General features: G+C 67.4%; 15 protein-coding genes and 1 tRNA gene. 3 read left to right on the top strand and 13 right to left on the bottom strand.

From position 1 onward, the window contains the following. Positions 1-79: 79 nt before the first annotated feature. From THITH_RS14280 to aceE, 4 genes are all read right to left on the bottom strand, one after another. A complete protein-coding gene (locus THITH_RS14280; protein WP_006747138.1) occupies positions 80-1,306 on the bottom strand; it encodes an argininosuccinate synthase in 1,227 nt (408 codons plus the stop codon). A 354-nt stretch (positions 1,307-1,660) separates the two neighbouring features. After that, a complete protein-coding gene (lpdA, locus tag THITH_RS14285) occupies positions 1,661-3,460 on the bottom strand; it encodes a dihydrolipoyl dehydrogenase (RefSeq protein ID WP_006747137.1) in 1,800 nt (599 codons plus the stop codon). A 26-nt stretch (positions 3,461-3,486) separates the two neighbouring features. Further along, positions 3,487-4,782, bottom strand: a complete 1,296-nt coding sequence (gene aceF, locus THITH_RS14290; RefSeq protein WP_006747136.1) for a dihydrolipoyllysine-residue acetyltransferase — start codon at positions 4,780-4,782, stop codon at positions 3,487-3,489. 36 nt (positions 4,783-4,818) lie between these two features. After that, the gene (aceE, locus tag THITH_RS14295) at positions 4,819-7,482 is read right to left on the bottom strand and encodes a pyruvate dehydrogenase (acetyl-transferring), homodimeric type (protein ID WP_006747135.1); all 2,664 of its coding nucleotides are present in this window, start codon (positions 7,480-7,482) and stop codon (positions 4,819-4,821) included. A gap of 320 nt (positions 7,483-7,802) precedes the next feature. Between aceE and rnt the strand changes: the two genes are divergently transcribed. Then, complete coding sequence (gene rnt, locus THITH_RS14300; RefSeq protein ID WP_006747134.1) at positions 7,803-8,474, top strand: ribonuclease T; 672 nt, start codon at positions 7,803-7,805, stop codon at positions 8,472-8,474. A gap of 40 nt (positions 8,475-8,514) precedes the next feature. Here rnt and grxD read toward each other — a convergent pair whose 3' ends face one another. The 9 genes from grxD to THITH_RS14345 all read right to left on the bottom strand — a co-directional run bounded on the left by grxD (position 8,515) and on the right by THITH_RS14345 (position 15,950). Further along, positions 8,515-8,841 carry a Grx4 family monothiol glutaredoxin gene (gene grxD / locus THITH_RS14305; RefSeq protein ID WP_006747133.1) on the bottom strand — a complete coding sequence of 109 codons (327 nt, stop codon included), beginning with the start codon at positions 8,839-8,841 and terminating at the stop codon, positions 8,515-8,517. A 121-nt stretch (positions 8,842-8,962) separates the two neighbouring features. After that, complete coding sequence (gene ychF, locus THITH_RS14310; RefSeq protein WP_006747132.1) at positions 8,963-10,054, bottom strand: redox-regulated ATPase YchF; 1,092 nt, start codon at positions 10,052-10,054, stop codon at positions 8,963-8,965. Further along, positions 10,051-10,647 carry an aminoacyl-tRNA hydrolase gene (gene pth, locus THITH_RS14315; RefSeq protein WP_006747131.1) on the bottom strand — a complete coding sequence of 199 codons (597 nt, stop codon included), beginning with the start codon at positions 10,645-10,647 and terminating at the stop codon, positions 10,051-10,053. The genes ychF and pth overlap by 4 nt, the downstream gene beginning before the upstream one ends. 24 nt (positions 10,648-10,671) lie before the next feature. Further along, entirely contained in the window at positions 10,672-11,310 is a 639-nt protein-coding gene (locus THITH_RS14320) for a 50S ribosomal protein L25/general stress protein Ctc (protein ID WP_006747130.1), read from the bottom strand. Between the two features lie 114 nt (positions 11,311-11,424). Beyond that, positions 11,425-12,363 carry a ribose-phosphate diphosphokinase gene (locus THITH_RS14325; protein ID WP_198019513.1) on the bottom strand — a complete coding sequence of 313 codons (939 nt, stop codon included), beginning with the start codon at positions 12,361-12,363 and terminating at the stop codon, positions 11,425-11,427. A gap of 257 nt (positions 12,364-12,620) precedes the next feature. Beyond that, positions 12,621-12,695 (bottom strand) — tRNA-Gln (locus THITH_RS14330). 11 nt (positions 12,696-12,706) lie between these two features. Then, positions 12,707-13,576 (bottom strand): 4-(cytidine 5'-diphospho)-2-C-methyl-D-erythritol kinase, encoded by an 870-nt coding sequence (ispE, locus tag THITH_RS14335; protein ID WP_006747128.1) that lies wholly within the window; start codon positions 13,574-13,576, stop codon positions 12,707-12,709. Next, the gene (lolB, locus tag THITH_RS14340; protein ID WP_006747127.1) at positions 13,573-14,226 is read right to left on the bottom strand and encodes a lipoprotein insertase outer membrane protein LolB; all 654 of its coding nucleotides are present in this window, start codon (positions 14,224-14,226) and stop codon (positions 13,573-13,575) included. The genes ispE and lolB overlap by 4 nt, the downstream gene beginning before the upstream one ends. A gap of 5 nt (positions 14,227-14,231) precedes the next feature. After that, positions 14,232-15,950, bottom strand: a complete 1,719-nt coding sequence (locus THITH_RS14345; protein ID WP_006747126.1) for a tetratricopeptide repeat protein — start codon at positions 15,948-15,950, stop codon at positions 14,232-14,234. A 152-nt stretch (positions 15,951-16,102) separates the two neighbouring features. Between THITH_RS14345 and hemA the strand changes: the two genes are divergently transcribed. Together hemA and prfA are read left to right on the top strand one after the other, a co-directional pair. Next, positions 16,103-17,386 carry a glutamyl-tRNA reductase gene (gene hemA / locus THITH_RS14350; RefSeq protein WP_006747125.1) on the top strand — a complete coding sequence of 428 codons (1,284 nt, stop codon included), beginning with the start codon at positions 16,103-16,105 and terminating at the stop codon, positions 17,384-17,386. Beyond that, positions 17,383-18,468 carry a peptide chain release factor 1 gene (prfA, locus tag THITH_RS14355; RefSeq protein WP_006747124.1) on the top strand — a complete coding sequence of 362 codons (1,086 nt, stop codon included), beginning with the start codon at positions 17,383-17,385 and terminating at the stop codon, positions 18,466-18,468. Before hemA ends, prfA begins: the two co-directional genes overlap by 4 nt. The last annotated feature ends 4 nt before the right edge of the window (positions 18,469-18,472 follow it).

Consider the following 18,472-nt stretch of genomic DNA (forward strand, 5'->3'; position numbering starts at 1 on the left):
GTGCCTTCGATGGGTTCCGGGCTGCCGGCCGGGTCCGCCGGCCACTCGGCGGCGCCGTGAACCCTGGTTCATCAGTGGATCAAAGCGGGCTGCGGTTCCGGCCGGCGGCGATGCGCAAGCGCAACGCGTTGAGCTTGATGAAGCCCGCGGCGTCTTTCTGGTCGAACGCGCCGGCGTCGTCCTCGAAGGTCGCGATCGCGTCGTCGAACAGGCTGTCGCTCTCGGAGCGCCGGCCCGCCACGATCACGTTGCCCTTGTACAGGCGCAGGCGCACGCTGCCGTTCACAACCGACTGGGTCTGGTCGATCGCTGCCTGCAGCATCCGCCGCTCCGGGCTCCACCAGTAGCCGTTGTAGATCAGACTCGCGTAGCGCGGCATCAGCTCGTCCTTCAGATGCGCGACCTCGCGGTCCAGCGTCAGCGATTCCAGTGCCCGGCGGGCCTTCAGCAGGATCGTTCCGCCCGGGGTTTCGTAGCAGCCGCGCGACTTCATGCCCACGTAGCGGTTCTCGACCAGATCCAAGCGCCCGACACCGTTCTCGCCGCCGACCCGGTTCAGTTCCGCCAGCAGCTGTGCCGGGGTCAGCGGAGCACCGTTCAGCGTGACCGGATCGCCGCGTTCGAACCCGATTTCGAGCAACGTCGACGCGTCCGGCGCATTCTCGGGCGACACCGTCCAGCGCCACATGTCTTCCTCGGCCTCGGTCCAGGGGTCCTCGAGCGGACCGCCTTCGTAGGAAATGTGCAGCAGGTTCGCGTCCATCGAGTACGGCGACTTCTTGCCCTGCTTCGCGAAGTCCACCGGAATGCCGTGCCGCTCGGCGTAGGCCATCAGCCGCTCGCGCGAGGTCAGGTCCCACTCGCGCCAGGGTGCGATCACCTGGATCCCCGGCTTCAACGCGTAGGCGCCCAGCTCGAAACGGACCTGGTCGTTGCCCTTGCCGGTCGCACCGTGCGCGATCGCGTCGGCGCCGGTTTCGTTCGCGATCTCGACCATCCGGCGCGCGATCAGCGGCCGGGCGATCGAGGTGCCGAGCAGGTACTCACCCTCGTACAGCGTGTTGGCCCGGAACATCGGGAACACGTAGTCGCGCACGAATTCCTCGCGCAGATCCTCGATGAAGATCCGCTCGACCCCCATCGCCTCGGCCTTCGCCCGCGCCGGCTCGACTTCCTCGCCCTGGCCGAGGTCGGCAGTGAAGGTGATCACCTCGCAGCCGTAGGTTTCCTGCAGCCACTTCAGGATCACCGAGGTGTCCAATCCACCCGAGTAGGCCAACACCACCCGGGAAACATTCGTGCTCATCTATCGATTCCTTATCGGTAAATCGTCAACGACATCGGTCCTGTCTCCACCACGCGGGCAGGCGCCGCCGGAATCTTCCGCCGCTGGATGGCGCACGCACTGCCCGTTCCAGCCCTTCGAACCGCCCGCCATGCGGCACCGGCTGCCTACTGTCCCACTGCCTGCGGCGGCATGCAAATGCCCGCCACGGGACGGTAGCGCGGAAGCGCGCAGCGCCCTCCACCGAAGGGCGTCCGGGTGGCATCCAGCCCGTCTGCGGGGCCCCGGCACGGCGCGGCGGATGACGGCCTGCGGCCTCTTCCGCCCTACCGCGCCGCTCCCAACCGGCTCCCGGCCTGGCACAACGTGCCGGGCTCAACGCTTGCGCGGCGGCATGATGTCGGTGATCGAGCCGTGCGCGACCTCGGCGGCGAACGCGACCGTCTCGGACAGCGTCGGGTGCGGATGCACGGTCAGGCCGATGTCTTCCATGTCGGCGCCCATCTCGAGCGCAAGCATGGCCTCGCCGATCAGGTCGCCGGCGTTCGGCCCGACGATGCCGGCGCCGATCACCCGGCCGTCGGCGTCGAACAGCAGCTTGGTCATGCCGTCGTCGGCACCGAGCGCCAGCGCCCGCCCGGACGCGGCCCAGGGGAACGTACCCTTCGTGTACTCGACGCCGTCGCGCTTCGCGTCGTCCTCGGTCACGCCCATCCAGGCGACCTCGGGGTGCGTGTAGGCCACCGATGGGATCGCGCGGGCGTCGAAGTGCACCTTGTTGTGCCCGGCGATCACCTCGGCGGCCACCTTGCCCTCGTGGGTCGCCTTGTGCGCGAGCATCGGCTGGCCGACGATGTCGCCGATCGCGAAAATGTGCTCGACGTTGCTGCGCTGCTGGCTGTCGACTTCGATGAAGCCGCGGTCGGTCACCTGCACGCCCGCGGCCTCGGCGCCGATCTGCAGGCCGTTCGGGCTGCGCCCGACCGCGACTAGCACCCGATCGAACACGTCCTTCTCCGGCAGATTTTTGGCCTCGCCCTCGAAACGGACCTCGATTCCGGCCTTGGTGGCCTTGGCCTCGGCGACCTTGCTCTTCAGGAAGATGTTCTCGTAACGCTTGCGGATCCGCTTCTCGAGCGGGCGCACCAGGTCGCGGTCGGCACCGAGCATCAGGCTGTCGGCGAGTTCGATCACAGTGACCTTGCTGCCGAGCGCGTCGTAGACGCAGGCCATCTCGAGCCCGATGATGCCGCCACCGACGACCAGCAGGCGCTTCGGGATGTCGGCCAGTTCCAGCGCCCCGGTCGAATCCATCACTCGCGGGTCGTCCCAGGGGAAGCCGGGCAGGCGTACCGCGCGCGAACCTGCGGCGATGATCGCGTGTTCGAAGCCGATCACCTGCCGGCCGTCGGGGCCTTCGACCGCGAGCTCGTGGGCCGACGCGAACTGCCCGACGCCCTGCACCACCCGGACCTTGCGCTGCTTCGCGAGGCCTTTCAGGCCCTGCGTCAGCTTGCCGACGGTGCCGGCCTTGTACTTGCGCAGCCCGTCGAGGTCGATCTTCGGCTTGCCGAATGCGATGCCGAAATCGGCGAAGCGCTCGGCCTCGTCGATGACCTCGGCCGCGTGCAGCAAGGCCTTCGACGGGATGCAGCCGACGTTCAGGCAGACGCCGCCGATCTCGGGGTAACGCTCGACCATGATCACGTCGAGCCCCAGATCCGCGGCGCGGAAGGCTGCGGTGTAGCCGCCCGGGCCGGACCCCAGCACCAGCACCTGGCACTGCAGGTCGGTGTGGCCGGAATCGGCCTTCGGAGCGGGTGCCGGCTTACTTCCCGATTCGCCGGACTGCTCCGACGACGCCGCCTGGGCCGCACCGGCACGCCCGTCGTCGTCTCCCGGGGCCGACTCGCCGGCACCTGCGGGAGCCTCGCCGGAAACCTCGAGATCCAGAATCGGGTCGCCTTGCGCCACCCGGTCGCCCACCTTCACCTTCAGGGCCTTGACCACCCCGGCCTGCGGCGCCGGGATGTCCATGCTGGCCTTGTCGGACTCCAGCGTGATCATCGGGTCTTCCGGAGCGATCGTGTCCCCCGGGTGCACCAGCACCTCGATGATCTCGACATCGTCGAAATCGCCGATGTCCGGGACCTTGATGGTCGTCGTGTTGCTCATCCGCGGTCTCCCGTTCGGAGTGGACGCTACAGCAGCATGCGGCGCATGTCGGACAGCAGGCCCGAGAGCGCAGTCGTGAATCGGGCGCCAAGCGCCCCGTCGATCACCCGGTGATCGTAGGACAGCGCGATCGGCAGAATCAGGCGCGGCTCGAAGGTCTCGCCGTTCCAGACCGGCCGGATCGACGAACGCGAGATGCCGAGAATCGCGACCTCCGGGGCGTTCACGATCGGCGTGAACTGCGTGCCGCCGATTCCGCCCAGACTGGAGATGGTCAGGCACCCGCCCTGCATGTCGGCGGTTTTCAGCCTGCGCGCCCGGGCCCGCTCGGAGAGATCCATCAGTTCCCGGGCCAGATCGACCAGGCTCTTGCGGTCGACATCGCGCACCACCGGCACGACCAGACCTTCCGGGGTATCGACCGCGACCCCGAGATGATAGTACTGCTTCAGGATCAGGTTCTCTCCGGTCGCGTCCAGCGACGCATTGAAGCGCGGATACTGCTTCAGCGCCGACACCACCGCCTTCATCAGAAACGGAAGGAAGGTGACTTTCAGCCCCTTTTTCTCGTACTCGGCCTTCAGCGACTTGCGAAAGTCTTCGAGTTCGGTGATGTCCGCCTCGTCGAACTGCGTCACATGCGGAACGCTCACCCAATTGCGGTGCAGGTTCTTGCCGGTCAGCTTGTTGATCTTGGTCAGCGGCTGGGCCTCGATCGGACCGAACTCGCTGAAGTCGATCTCGGGCATCGGCTCGACACCCAGCCCGGCCCCCGCGCCCTGGCTCAGCGCACGCTTCACGAAGCCCTGCACATCCTCGCGCAGGATCCGTTTCTTGCGCCCGCTGCCCTCGACCTTGGCCAGGTCGACTCCCAGCTCCCGGGCGAACCGCCGTACCGCGGGCGAGGCATGGGCCTTGCGGAACGCCTTGTCGTCGGCGATATGTGCAGTGGGCGACGGGCGCGGGCTGGCGCCACGCGCCGCAGCACCGGCTTTCGGTTCCGGCTTCGGCTCGGCCCGCTCCGGCGGCACCACCTCGGCCTGCGGCTCGTCGCCGCCGCCCGCGGCGTCGGTCGCGGCCGCCTCGGCCTCCAGGTCGAGGATCGGGTCGCCTTCCGAGACGCGGTCGCCCACCTTCACCTTCAGGGCCTTGACCACGCCGCCCTGCGGTGACGGGATTTCCATCGACGCCTTGTCCGATTCCAGCGCGATCAACGGATCCTCGGGCGCCACCTGGTCGCCGACCCCGACCAATACTTCGATGATCTCGACATCCTTGAAATCGCCGATGTCCGGGACATCCACGGTAACGATCTCGCTCATTTCAGCTCCTGGCTCGGGAAAACGGCAGCCGCCGCATCAGGCCTGCAGCGGGTTGGGTCGACCGGTGTCGATCCCGTACCGGGCGATCGCGTCCGCGACCACGGACGTGTCGATCTCGCCCGCCTCCGCCAGCGACCGCAGTGCAGCCAGCACGATGTAATGGCAGTTCACCTCGAAATGCCGGCGTAGTGCAGCGCGGGTATCGGAACGCCCGAAGCCATCGGTGCCCAGCACCCGGTAGGGCGCCGGCACCCAGGCGCGGATCTGGTCAGCGTAGGCTTTCACGTAGTCGGTCGCCGCAATCACCGGTGCCGAGGAACCCGACAGGCATTGCGTGATCCAGGGCACCGGCGCTTTCGCCTTGGGCCTCAGCAGTGCTTCGCGGTCACAGGCGCGGCCGTCCCGCGCCAGCTCGTTCAAACTGGTCGCGCTCCAGATCTCGGAGGAAACGCCGAAATCCTGTTCCAGCAGTTCGGCCGCCGCGATCACCTCGCGCAGGATCGTCCCCGAGCCGAGCAGCCGTACCCGCTTCTTGCGCCGGCCCGCGGCGGCGAAGCGGTACAGACCGCGCACGATCCCCTCTTCGGCTCCCTCCGGCATCGCCGGCTGCGGGTAGTTCTCGTTCATCGCGGTGATGTAATAGAACACGCTCTGCTGCTCGACGAACATCCGTTGCAGCCCGCTGTGCACGATCACCGCAAGCTCGTAGGCAAAGGTCGGGTCGTAGGAGATGCAATTGGGCACGTTCGCCGCCATCATCAGGCTGTGGCCGTCCTGATGCTGCAGGCCCTCGCCGGCCAGCGTGGTGCGCCCGGCGGTACCGCCGATCAGGAAACCGCGCGCCTGCATGTCCCCCGCGGCCCAGATCAGGTCACCGACCCGCTGGAATCCGAACATCGAGTAATAGATGTAGAACGGAACCGTCGCGACGCCGTGCGTGGAATAGGAGGTTGCGGCCGCGATCCAGGACGACATCGCGCCAGCCTCGTTGATGCCTTCCTCGAGAATCTGGCCCTTCTTGTCCTCCTTGTAATACATCACCTGCTCGCGATCCTGCGGCTCGTAGAGCTGACCAACGGAGGAGTAGATGCCGAGCTGGCGGAACAGGCCCTCCATCCCGAAGGTGCGCGCCTCGTCGGGCACGATCGGCACCACATAGCGGCCGATCTTCTTGTCGCGCGCCAATAGCGTCAGCAGGCGCACGAACGCCATCGTCGTCGACATCTCGCGTTCGCCGCTGGATTCGAGCAGCGCGCCGAACACGTCGAGCCCCGGCACCTCCAGCGGCGCGGCCAGCGGCCGGCGCACCGGCAAAAATCCGCCCAACGCCTGCCGCCGCTCGAGCATGTACTGCATCTCCGGAGCGTCCGCCTTCGGCCGGACGTATTCGGCAGCCTCGACCTGCTGATCGGTGAGCGGAATGTCGAAGCGGTTGCGGAACGCCTTCATGTCGTCGACGTCCAGCTTCTTCTGGCTGTGCGTGCGGTTCTGCGCCTCGCCGGCTGCGCCCATGCCGTAGCCTTTCACGGTGTGGGCCAGGATCACGGTCGGCTGCCCGACGTGCTCCACTGCCGCCTTGTACGCGGCATACACCTTCACCGGGTCGTGGCCGCCGCGGTTCAGGCGCCAGATATCCTCGTCGGACATGTTCGCGACCATCGCTTTCAATTCCGGGTACTTCCCGAAGAAGTGCTCGCGTACGTAGGCACCGTCGCGCGACTTGTAGTTCTGGTAGTCGCCGTCGACCGCTTCCATCATCCGCCGCTGCAGCAGGCCACTCTTGTCGCGCGCGAGCAATGGATCCCAGTACCGGCCCCAGAGGACCTTGATCACGTTCCAACCCGCGCCGCGGAAAATCGCCTCGAGTTCCTGCACGATCTTGCCGTTGCCGCGCACCGGTCCGTCGAGCCGCTGCAGGTTGCAGTTCACGACCCAGGTCAGATTGTCGAGGCGCTCGCGTGACGCCAGCGTGATCGCCCCGAGGGTCTCGGGTTCGTCCACCTCGCCGTCGCCGACAAAGCTCCAGACGCGCCGATCATCGGTCTTGGCCAGGCCCCGATCCTGCAGATATTTCATGAAGCGGGCCTGGAAGATGCTCATGATCGGCCCGAGGCCCATCGACACCGTCGGGAACTGCCAGTAGTCGGACATCAGCCAGGGGTGCGGGTAGGACGACAGCCCCTTGCCGTCCACTTCGCGGCGGAAGTGATCGAGCTGCTCCTCGGTCAGCCGTCCCTCCAGGAACGAGCGCGCGTACATGCCGGGCGCGGAGTGCCCCTGGACGAACAGCAGGTCGCCGCCATGCTCGTGCGACGGCGCGCGCCAGAAGTGATTGAAGCCGACGTCGTACAGCGTGGCCGCCGACGCGAAGGTGGCGATGTGGCCGCCGAGTTCGGCCGAAATCCGGTTCGCCTTGACCACCATCGCCATTGCGTTCCAGCGGATGTACGAGCGGATCCGGTGTTCCAGCGCACTGTCACCCGGAAACACCGGCTCCAGGTGCCGCGGGATGGTGTTCACATACGCAGTATTGGCCGAGTACGGCAGGTACGCGCCGCTGCGCCGGGCCTTGTCGATCAGGGACTCGAGCAGCTGGTGGGCCCGCTCGGCGCCATCGGCCTCGAGAACGGCTTCCAGGGCATCGATCCACTCCTGGGTCTCCTGCGGATCGATGTCGTGCGAGTCGGCATTCCGGTTCATAGTGATCCCTTTACAGAGGCAGCCCGGCGGCGCCCGCCGGGCCAGGGCCGATTGCCCTTTCTGCTACCATCGGCAGGCATGCGACGCGGGCGCTGAGAAGGGTGCAAGTATCCGGACTGATACCCGCGGAGGTCAAGCAAGGACCCGTTCTTGCCGGGAACGTCGGCGAAAACAGGCAAAACGAAGCTATTTGTCGCTGATCCCCCGAACCGCATCCGGCTGTGGCACCATGTTGCCGCGCTGGGTGGGCTGCGCGGGTCAACCGACCCGGCCGCGCAGCGCAACACCGAGCAACTCCGAGACCACAGCGATCAGGACCGATGACCGAAGCCCAGACACTCCCCCCAGATGCCCGGCCGATGGCGAACCGCTTCCGCGGCTTTCTCCCGGTGGTGGTCGACGTCGAGACCGGGGGTTTCGACTGCCACCGGCATGCCCTGCTCCAGGTCGCCGCGGTCTTCCTGCGCCGGGGCGCGGACGATCACCTGCGCAGAGACCGGACGGTGAGCCTGCATGTGCGTCCGTTCGAGGGAGCGCTGCTGGACCCGAAATCGCTGGAAGTCAACGGAATCGACCCGTTCCACCCCCTGCGCATCGCGCATCCGGAAGACCAGGCGCTCGGCCGGTTGTTCAGCGAGGTGCGGCGCGAGGTGAAGATCAACCAGTGCAAGCGCGCGATCCTGGTCGGGCACAACGCCCATTTCGACCTGGGCTTCGTGCACTCCGCTGCGGAACGCTGCGGGATCCGGCGCAACCCGTTCCACCCGTTCAGCAGCCTGGATACGGTCTCGCTGGCCGCATTGGCCTACGGCCAGACGGTGCTGGCCAAGGCCGCCGAGGCCGCCGGGTTCGACTGGGACAGCGAGGCCGCGCACAGCGCGGCCTACGATGCCGAGATGACGGCCGACCTGTTTTGCGCGATCGCCAACCGCTGGCAGGACGCCGCCGGCATTCCGGAAGCGGCGGCGCTGCTTCCCGCCGCACCGACCTGAGCCGGCCTCTGCAGCGCCGCGATGACCGCGCGGCCGCGCTTCAGGAGGCGCTTCGAGTGTGCGCCTCGTCGACCATCTTCTTCAGTTCGCCGTTCTCGAACAGCTCCAGGGTGATATCACAGCCACCGACCAGTTCGCCGTCGATGTAGATCTGCGGGAAGGTCGGCCAGTCCGCAAAGCGCGGCAGATTCTCGAAGACTTCCGGGTCGGCCAGCACGTTCACGTACGCGAATTCGCGCTCGCAACGCTTCAGCGCCTCCGCGGCCCTGCTGGAAAAGCCGCACATCGGGAACTGCGGCGTGCCCTTCATGAAGATCACCACGGGGTTCTCTTCGACCTGCTGACGAATCCGATCCATGACATCCATGGGAGCCTCCTGATGACTCGGTTTTGCCGGCGACATCGCGCCCTTGGCCGTGCCGCTCGAGCGTAGTGGTTACCCGCCTGCAGCGGACCCGGCGCATGAGGCACCGAGGCGCCGCGAAGAATCAGACGTTGAAGCGGAAATGTACAACGTCCCCTTCGTTCATGACGTATTCCTTTCCTTCCAGACGCCATTTGCCGGCGTCCTTCGCTCCCTGCTCGCCGCCGTGGGCGACGAAATCCTGGTAGGCAACGACCTCGGCACGGATGAAGCCCTTCTCGAAATCCGTGTGGATCACGCCGGCCGCCTGCGGCGCGGTCGAGCCGCGGCGCACGGTCCACGCCCGCACCTCCTTCGGCCCGCAGGTGAAGTAGGTCTGCAAATCCAGCAGCCGGTAGGTGGCCCGAATCACGCGATCGAGCCCGGGCTCCTCGAGCCCGAGTTCCGCGAGGAATTCGGCGCGTTCTTCCGCCTCGAGCTGCGCGATCTCGGCTTCGATCGACGCGCAGACCGGCACCACCTGAGCCCCTTCGGTACTGGCATGGGCCTCGACCTGGGCGAGCAGGGGGTTGTCGCGAAAACCGTCCTCGGCGACGTTGGCGATGTAGAGCAGCGGCTTGGCCGTCAGCAGATGCAGATCCCGCAACAGCGCCAGCGTCTCGTTCGACAGCGCCTGCGCCCGGACCGGCGTCCCCTTGTCCAGCCCGGCGGCGACCCGTTCGGCCACCTCCAGCCGCGCGATCGCCTCCTTGTCCTGCGACTTGGCTGCCCGGGTCAGGCGCGTGATCGCCTTGGACAGCGTGTCCAGGTCGGCCAGCGCCAGCTCGGTCGCGATGGTCTCGATGTCGGCGAGCGGATCGATGCGGCCGGCGACATGCACGATGTCGTCGTCCTCGAAACAGCGCACGACCTGTGCGATCGCGTCGGTCTCCCGGACATGGGCGAGAAACTGGTTGCCCAGCCCCTCACCCTGGGCCGCGCCCGCGACCAGTCCCGCGATGTCGACGAATTCCACCGTGGTCGGCAGCACGCGCTGGGGCTTCACGATCTCCGCCAGCACCGTCAAACGCGGATCCGGCACCTCGACCACCCCGACATTCGGGTCGATGGTGCAGAAGGGGTAGTTCTCCGCCGCGATCTCCGCGCGGGTCAGGGCATTGAACAGCGTGGACTTGCCCACGTTGGGCAGACCGACGATCCCGCACTTCAGACTCATGACGTCTTCCCGTTCTCGGCGGCAGGCCGCGCGTGCAGCTCCCGCACGGCCTTGTCCCAGTCGCCAGCGATCAGATCGCCGGCCGATTCCAGCGCCGCATCGATGGATTCCCGCATCGCGGCCTCCTCGTCGCGGGTCGGACGCTCCAATACGTAGCCGATCACCGCTTCGCGATGCCCGGGATGCCCGATCCCGATGCGCAAACGCGCGAACTCCGCCCCGAGGTGGCGGTGGATGTCGCGCAGCCCATTATGTCCGCCGTGGCCGCCGCCCATTTTCAGCCGCGCGGTTCCCACTGGAAGATCGAGGTCGTCGTGAACCACCAGGATCTCCTCGGGGGGAATTCGGTAGAACGCAGCGAGCTTCTGCAGCGAACCGCCACTGCGGTTCATGAAGGTCAGCGGCTTCAGCAGCAGGCAGCCGGTCGCGCCGACCTGCACGCGCGCGACTTCGCCCTCGAAGCGCGACTCGGCGCGGAACACGCCGCCATGGCGGCGCACCAGGTGGTCGACAAACCAGAAACCCGCGTTATGCCGGGTATCGGCGTAACGCGGGCCCGGATTACCCAGCCCGGCAATCAGACAGATCGGCATCGCCGGCGCACCGATTCACCCCTTTCAGACGCCCTCGGCACCCGACTCGGGCTCCTCGCCTTCCTCGGACGCTGCCTTCTCGCCGCGCGGCATCAGCACGCTCACCACGGCAGTATCGTGATCGCCGCCCTGCACGAGCGCGACCACGGTGACCCCCTCCGGAAGCGCCAGGTCCGACAGATGCAGCGAATCGCCGACCCCCAGATCCGCGACATCGACCTCGATCGTCTCCGGCAGATTTCCGGGGAGGCACTCGATCTCGACCTCGGTCAACTGGCGGTTGATCATGCCGCCGCCGGTCTTCACACCCTTGCAGATGTCCTCGTTCACGAAGCTCAGCGGCACGTGCACACGAATCGCCTCGTCGGCGCTGACCCGCAGCAGATCGACATGGACCAGCGTCGGCTTGAACGGGTGGCGCTGCACGTCGCGCAGAATCGCACGTTCCGACTTGCCGTTCAGGTTCACGGTGAGGATGTGCGAATAGAACGCGTCGTGCTTCAGGTTCAGCAGGATCGCGTTGTGATCCAGGGTGATCGCAACCGGATCCGCGTGCCCCCCGTAGAGGATCGCCGGCAGTTTGCCGGCGCGGCGCAGGCGGCGGCTCGCACTCGATCCCTGCTCCAGACGCGGTTCGGCTTCGATGACGAAATCCAGACTCATCAGTGACGTTCTCCAAAATGAACGCGCCTCATCCGCGACCAGATGAGGCGCAACAAGGGCTCGATCGAGCCCGACTCGGCGCCGCCCCAGCGGGCCGGCAGCCATCAGCGAGTATCAGTCCACAAACAGTGAACTCACGGACTCTTCCGTGTTGATGCGCCGGATGGTCTCGGCCAGCATCTCCGCGACGGACAGCTGGCGAACCCGACTGCAGGCCTGGGCGTTCGGCTGCAGCATCAGCGTATCGGTGACCACCAGCTCATCCAGCATGGAACCCTCTATATTAGCAACTGCTGGCCCGGAAAGCACGGCATGCGTGGCATAGGCGTACACCTTCGCCGCGCCGTGCTCCTTCAGCGCCCGCGCGGCCTGACACAGCGTTCCCGCGGTATCGACCATGTCGTCGATGATCACGCAGCAGCGGTCCTCGACATCGCCGATGATGTGCATCACCTGTGCCTCGTTGGTGCGCGGCCGGCGCTTGTCGATGATCGCGAGATCGGCATCGTCCAGGCGCTTGGCGATCGCCCGGGCGCGGACCACCCCGCCGACGTCGGGGGACACCACGGTCACATCGCCGGCCTCGCGCCGCCAGATATCGCCGAGCAGCACCGGCGACGCGTAGATGTTGTCCACCGGCACGTTGAAGAATCCCTGCACCTGGTCCGCATGCACGTCGATCGTCAGCACGCGGTCCGCACCCACCGCTTCGATCATGTTGGCCACCACCTTGGCCGAAATCGGCACCCTGGCCGAGCGCACCCGGCGATCCTGGCGCGCGTACCCGAAGTACGGGATCACGGTGGTGATGCGACCGGCCGACGCCCGGCGCAGCGCATCGACCATGATCAGCAGCTCCATGATGTTGTCGTTCGTCGGCTGCCCGGTTGGCTGGATCACGAACACGTCGCGTCCGCGAACGTTCTCCAGGATCTCGATCTGCACCTCGCCGTCGCTGAACCGCCCCACGGTGGCCTTGCCCATGCGCAGATCCAGGTAGCCCGCCACCTTGTGGGCGAGGTGCGGGTTGGCATTACCCGTGAAGATCATCATACGGTTCTTGTCGACCACGGCTCTTCCCGGTCTGAGCGGATTGAGTCGGCACGCCCGAAACGAGCGCGGCCAGGGCGGCACAGGCACGCCGCCCCGGCAGAAATTGTATCGCGGGCCCACGGCATCCGCGACGCGGTCACCCCAGGCGCCACGGCTCCGATGTCGCGGAGCCGACAGGATTACGGCGCGCACGCGCGCCGCCCTGCCGACCCCACTTCGTGACGCGTCGGTGCAACCACCCGCATCACGGCTTCGTATGGCTGGGCCGGCAGGATTCGAACCTGCGAATGCCGGGATCAAAACCCGGTGCCTTACCGCTTGGCGACGGCCCATCGGTACTATCTTAAAGCACGGCAACATCCTGCGCGCCGGGATGCCTGTCGCACAGCGGCGACCGGTTGCGCAGCTGCAGCACCCAGCTGCGCCACGCGCAGGGCTGCTGCGAACGCGCCTGCCGCGCCTGCGCCTCCGACCCGAAGACCCCGAACAGGCACCCACCGGTACCGCTCAACCGGGCCTCCACGCCCAACCCCTCAAGCCAGTTCAGCGCGGCATCGATGGGCGGATGGCTTCGGCGGGCCAGCGGCTCAAACACGTTCTTCAGTGCCGCATATCCCGAACCCGCGATTTTCTCGGCGGGGCAATCCCGTGTCAATTCACCCGCCCCGAACATGGTTGCCGTCGAAACCGCGACCCCGGGATCGATCAGCAGGACCCATGGGGTATCCGGCTCGACCGGGAACAGGCGCTCGCCGACACCCTCGGCCCAAGCCGCCTGGCCGCGCACGAAGACCGGTACGTCGGCGCCCAGTTCCAGCGCCAGCGAAGCCAGCGCACCGACATCGAGACCCAGCTCGAACAGGTGATTCAACGCCACCAGCGTGGTAGCCGCATCCGAACTGCCGCCGCCGAGACCCCCGCCTACCGGAATACGCTTGGTCAGTTCGATCCGAGCGCCGAAGCGCCGGCCGCTCGCCCCGGACAGCAATCGGGCGGCGCGCAGGCACAGGTTCTCCGCCGCCTGCAGCCCCGCCGGCGCGTCCAGCTCGAACGCCCCGCCCGGCAGTGGCGCGAAGCGCAGTTCGTCGACCAGATCGACGAATTGGAATACCGTCTGCAGCTCGTGGTACCCGTCGGACCGGCGGCCGGTAATCTGCAGGAAACGGTTGACCTTGGCCGGTGCCGGGAAGACGGTGGCGAACGGATCGGTCACGACCCGGCCGGTACGCCGAGCTGCCAGCGCTGTATGGTCAGGCGCAGGTTCATCTCACCTCGAGTCAGCTCCATCGACGTGGGCAGGCGAGCGGGCCCGGCGTCCTCGAACGTGCGATAAATGATCTCCCAGCCGTCCTGGAACAGCCGCATCGGTTGCCCGCTCCGGTCGGCGCGCAGGTCGAACGGAACCCCAGGGCGGGCCATTCCCCTCACCCAGTGATCCAGGCCGCTGACCGGGATCTCGCGCCCGGTCATCACCACCATCAACGCGTCGGGGTCGCTGGCTTCGTAGCGCTCGCCGTCGCGCGTGAGCAGCATGGCCCGCTCGCCGCCCAGCACCAGGCGACCCCCGCCGCGCCCCATCGGGCCGGTCAGATCGATAATCTGGCTGTCGTCCCCGGCACGCCAGCTGAGCTGGCCGCTCCAGCTCTCGCCGGGCGTTTCCAGCACCAGACGTCCGGCGAGACGCCAGTCCGGAACCGCGGCCACGCGCTCGGCCCTTTCCATGAATGCCTCCTGCGCCAGCGCCCGCTCCCCGGCCGACTCGGGAAGCGCGGCGCAGCCGGACACAACCAGCGCCAGCAACAGCGCCACCCCGTGTAACACGCGAGGCGGCGTGAGCCATCGACCCGATGCGCGTGCGGACATGCGCATCAGTCCAGCAGCTCGCGCTGCACGCGCAGCAGCCGCTCGTGGTCCGGATCGCGCTCCAGGGCCTCCTCGATCACGGCCATCGACTCGTCGCGCTCGCCCAGCTCCCAGAGCACGACCGCGAGGTTGCTTGCGATCTCGCCGTCCTGCATCAGCCGATAGGCCCTGCGCAGCTGGACCAGCGCCTCGTCGAGACGCCCCAGCCGGTACAACACCCAGCCATAGCTGTCGACCACGGCCGCATCGTCCGGTCGCTGTTCGTAGGCGCGGACGATCAGGTCGTAGGCCTCGTCGTAGCGGTCGGTACGGTCGGCGAGCGTGTAGCCGAGCGCGTTCAGCGCCGTCGCGTTGTCCGGATCCTGCTCCAGGATTGCGCGAAAATCCGCCTCGGCCGCCGGGATATCCCCGGCGCGTTCGTGCACCAGCCCGCGCATATAGAGCAGGTCGGGCGCACCCGGAAACCGGACCAGCGCCTCGGCCAGCCGCTGCAGCGCGGTGTCATACGCCCCGGCCTCGCGCAACGCGCTCGCCTCAGCGATATAGGCGCGCTGGGCGTACTCCTCGTCCGAATCGTCCTGCAGTTGCGCGAACAGGGAGCGGGCCGCGTCCGCCCCGTCCAGCCGGGCGATCAACCGGGCCCGCCGCAGGTCTGCGTCCTGAACATGCTCGCCCTCGGTAATCCTGCGATAGGCCCGAACCGCGTCCCGCAGATCGCCGGCCTGCTCATGCAGGCGCCCCAGGTAGTAACGCGCGTCCTCGGTGCGCCGACCGCTCGCGAGCAGCCGTTCCAGGTAATCCTGGGCAAGTTCGAAGCGCCCCGCCTCCAGCGCCAGCAGCGCCGTGGTCAGCAACAGCTCGGAGTCCTCGGGTGCGAGCTCGATCAGACGATCGAACTCGGGGCGGATCCGCTCGAAGTCGTCGACCTCGACCAGTGCCCTGGCGTAGGCCAGACGCACGTCACGCCGGTCGGGATGCGCCTCCACCGCGGCAGCCAGCGCCTCGAGCGCCGCATCCGGATCCTCCAGCTCGCTCAGCGCACGGGCCAGCACCAGGCGCAGCTGCACCGCGTCGGGGAATCGCTCCAGCCCCGCGCGCGCCACCGTCCGCGCCCGCTTGAACTCTTCGAAGCGCAAGGCCAGTTCCGCATGCGCTTGCCAGGCAGTGGGGTCGTCGGCATCGGCCGCGACCAGGCGCTCCAGCGCCAGGAGTGCGGCATCACGGTCCTCGGCCTGCACCAGCAGCGACACCACCACCCGATACCCTTCCTCGCCCCCGACCTGCTCGCGGACGCGCTGCAGCAGTTCCGCCGCCTCGCGGCTCCGGCCCGCGTTCGCCTCCAGCACTGCAGCGATCTGCATCGCCTCGAGGCTGTCGGGCTCCAGCGCGAGCCACCGGTTGGCGGCGCCAAGGGCGCGTTCGAAATTGCGTGCGAACAGCGCAACCCGCGTGGCGCGCTCAGCGACGCGCGCGTCGTCGCTGAGGCGGGCGGCGTCGAGGTAGTAGCGGCTAGCCTGCGGATAGTCGCCCGCCTGTGCGGCGAGTTCCGCGGCGAGCAGATTGAACAGGATGTCCGCCTCCGGATCCGCGTCGACGGATGGCGGCGGCGACAGGATCATGGGAACATCCATCGTGTACTCGTCACCCGAAGAGGCATTCAGGTGGGTCTGCGCACAGCCGGCGACCAAGAGTGCAGACAGTGCGGCGACAAACGCTCGCGACATGGCAGATGGGTTCCACATGGTTTCGGGTCAGTTGGACGAATGATGGCCCCGGGCAGTTCCGCCCGCAATGCGTACCCACTGTAACGCGCGCCGTCACGCAGTACACTAGGCGGTTAGCGAATCCATCTTAACGCGAAAACACCACTCCCAACATGCTGTTCGCCCTTGGTATCAATCACAAGACCGCCCCCGTCGAGGTACGCGAACGGCTGGCGGTGAACGACGTGCAGCTCGGGGAAGCACTCGACTCCCTACATTCCGGCGTGAAGATCCCGGAGGCCGCGATCCTCTCTACCTGCAACCGGACGGAGATCTATTTCCGCGAAAACGGGCGCGATGGCGAGGAGCGGGTGCTCGACTGGCTCGGCGGCTTTCACGGCATCCGTCGCGGCGAACTCGAGCACTACCTCTATCGCCACCATGACAACGAGGCGGTACTGCATGCGCTGCGGGTCGCCTGCGGACTCGATTCGATGGTGCTGGGCGAGCCGCAGATCCTCGGACAGATGAAATCGGCGTACCAGCAGGCGCACGCCGCCGGGACGCTCGGCCTGTCGCTGGAGCGCTTGTTCCAGCACGCCTTTGCCACGGCCAAGGATGTGCGCACTTCCACCGCGATCGGCGCCAGCGCCGTGTCGGTGGCGTTTGCCGCGGTATCGCTCGCGCGCCAGATTTTCGGCGACCTGAAGCCGCTCACGGCGCTGATGATCGGCGCCGGGGAAACCGTCGAACTGGCGTTGCGCCACCTCGCGGGCCACGGCATCGGGCATGTGATCGTCGCGAACCGAACCGTGGAACGGGCGCATACCCTGGGCGACCGCTTCGGTGCCGAACCCATCGCCCTCACGGCACTGCCGGACTACCTGCACCGCGCCGACATCGTGATCAGCTCCACCGCGGCGCCGCTGCCCATCCTGGGCAAGGGTGCGGTGGAGCGTGCGATCCGCAAACGCAAGCACCGCCCGGTATTCATGGTCGATATCGCAGTGCCACGGGACATCGAACCGGAAGTCTCCGAACTCGAGGATGTCTATCTGTACACGGTCGACGACCTGCACGAGGTGATCAACGAGAACATGGCCTCCCGCCAGGCCGCCGCGGAGCAGGCAGAGCAGATCGTCGCGACCCGCGCCGACGAGTTCATGCGCTGGCTGCGTGCCCGCGATTCGGTGGAAAGCATTCGCCAGCTGCGCGATCAGGCGCTGGCGATCCGGCAGGAATCACTGGCGCGCGCCGAATCCCAGCTGCGCGCGGGACGCGACCCCAGCGAGGTGATGCAGCAACTCGCGCACACCCTGACCAACAAGCTGATGCACGCCCCCTGCAAGACGCTGAACGCAGCCGCCCATGACGGCGACGCGGATCTGTTCCGGGCCGCGCACCGGCTGTTCCTGCTGCCCGACGCCGACGGCGCACTCCCGCCGGACCACCAGTGAAGGAATCGTTCCGCCGCAAGCTCGAGGGGTTGTCCGAACGCCATACCGAGATCGCCCGACTCCTCGCGGCCCCCGACGCGGCCGCCGATGCCGAGCGCTTCCGGCGGCTGTCGATGGAATACAGCCAGCTCGAACCCGTGGCTGCCGCCTGGCGGGCCTTCGTCGGGAACCAGGATGCACTTGCATCCGCCCGGGCACTGCTGAATGACCCGGAACCCGAAGTGCGGGCGCTGGCGGAGGACGAGATTCAGCGCCTCGAAGCGCAGGACGAACAGCTCGAACGCGAGCTGCAGCGGCACTTGGTGCCAGCCGATCCCCATGACCAGGCGAACCTCTTTCTCGAGATTCGGGCAGGCACCGGCGGCGACGAGGCGGCCCTCTTTGCCGGCGATCTGCTGCGCATGTACAGCCGCTATGCCGAACAGCGCGGCTGGCAGATGGAGATTCTGAATGCCAGCGAGGGCGAGCACGGGGGCTACCGCGAGGTGATCGTGCGGCTGATCGGGCGCGGCGCCTATGCACGCCTGAAGTTCGAATCCGGCGCGCACCGGGTGCAGCGCGTGCCGGAAACCGAGTCGCAGGGGCGTATCCACACCTCGGCCGCCACGGTCGCGATCCTGCCCGAAATCGACGAGGTGGAGATGCCGGAGATCAACCCGGCGGACCTGCGCGTCGACACCTATCGTGCCAGCGGGGCCGGCGGCCAGCATGTGAACCGGACCGACTCCGCAGTACGGCTGACCCATTTGCCCACCGGCCTGGTGGTCGAGTGCCAGGACGAGCGCTCTCAGCACAAGAACAAGGCCCGCGCGATGAAACTGCTGGCGGCGCGCCTGCACGAAGCCGAACGCAGCCGGCAGGCCGCGGAGCAAAGCGCAGCGCGCAAGAGCCTGGTCGGCAGCGGCGACCGCTCCGAGCGGATCCGCACCTACAACTTCCCCCAAGGGAGGGTCACCGACCACCGCATCAACCTCACGCTGTACAAGCTCGACGCGGTGCTGGCCGGGGATCTCGACCCGCTGATCGACCCGCTGACCCACGAGTACCAGGCCGAACAGCTTGCCCTCCTCGCAGAGGACTGAACCC

Origin of the sequence: Thioalkalivibrio paradoxus ARh 1 (genome assembly GCF_000227685.2) — a bacterium.
Taxonomy (GTDB): domain Bacteria; phylum Pseudomonadota; class Gammaproteobacteria; order Ectothiorhodospirales; family Ectothiorhodospiraceae; genus Thioalkalivibrio; species Thioalkalivibrio paradoxus.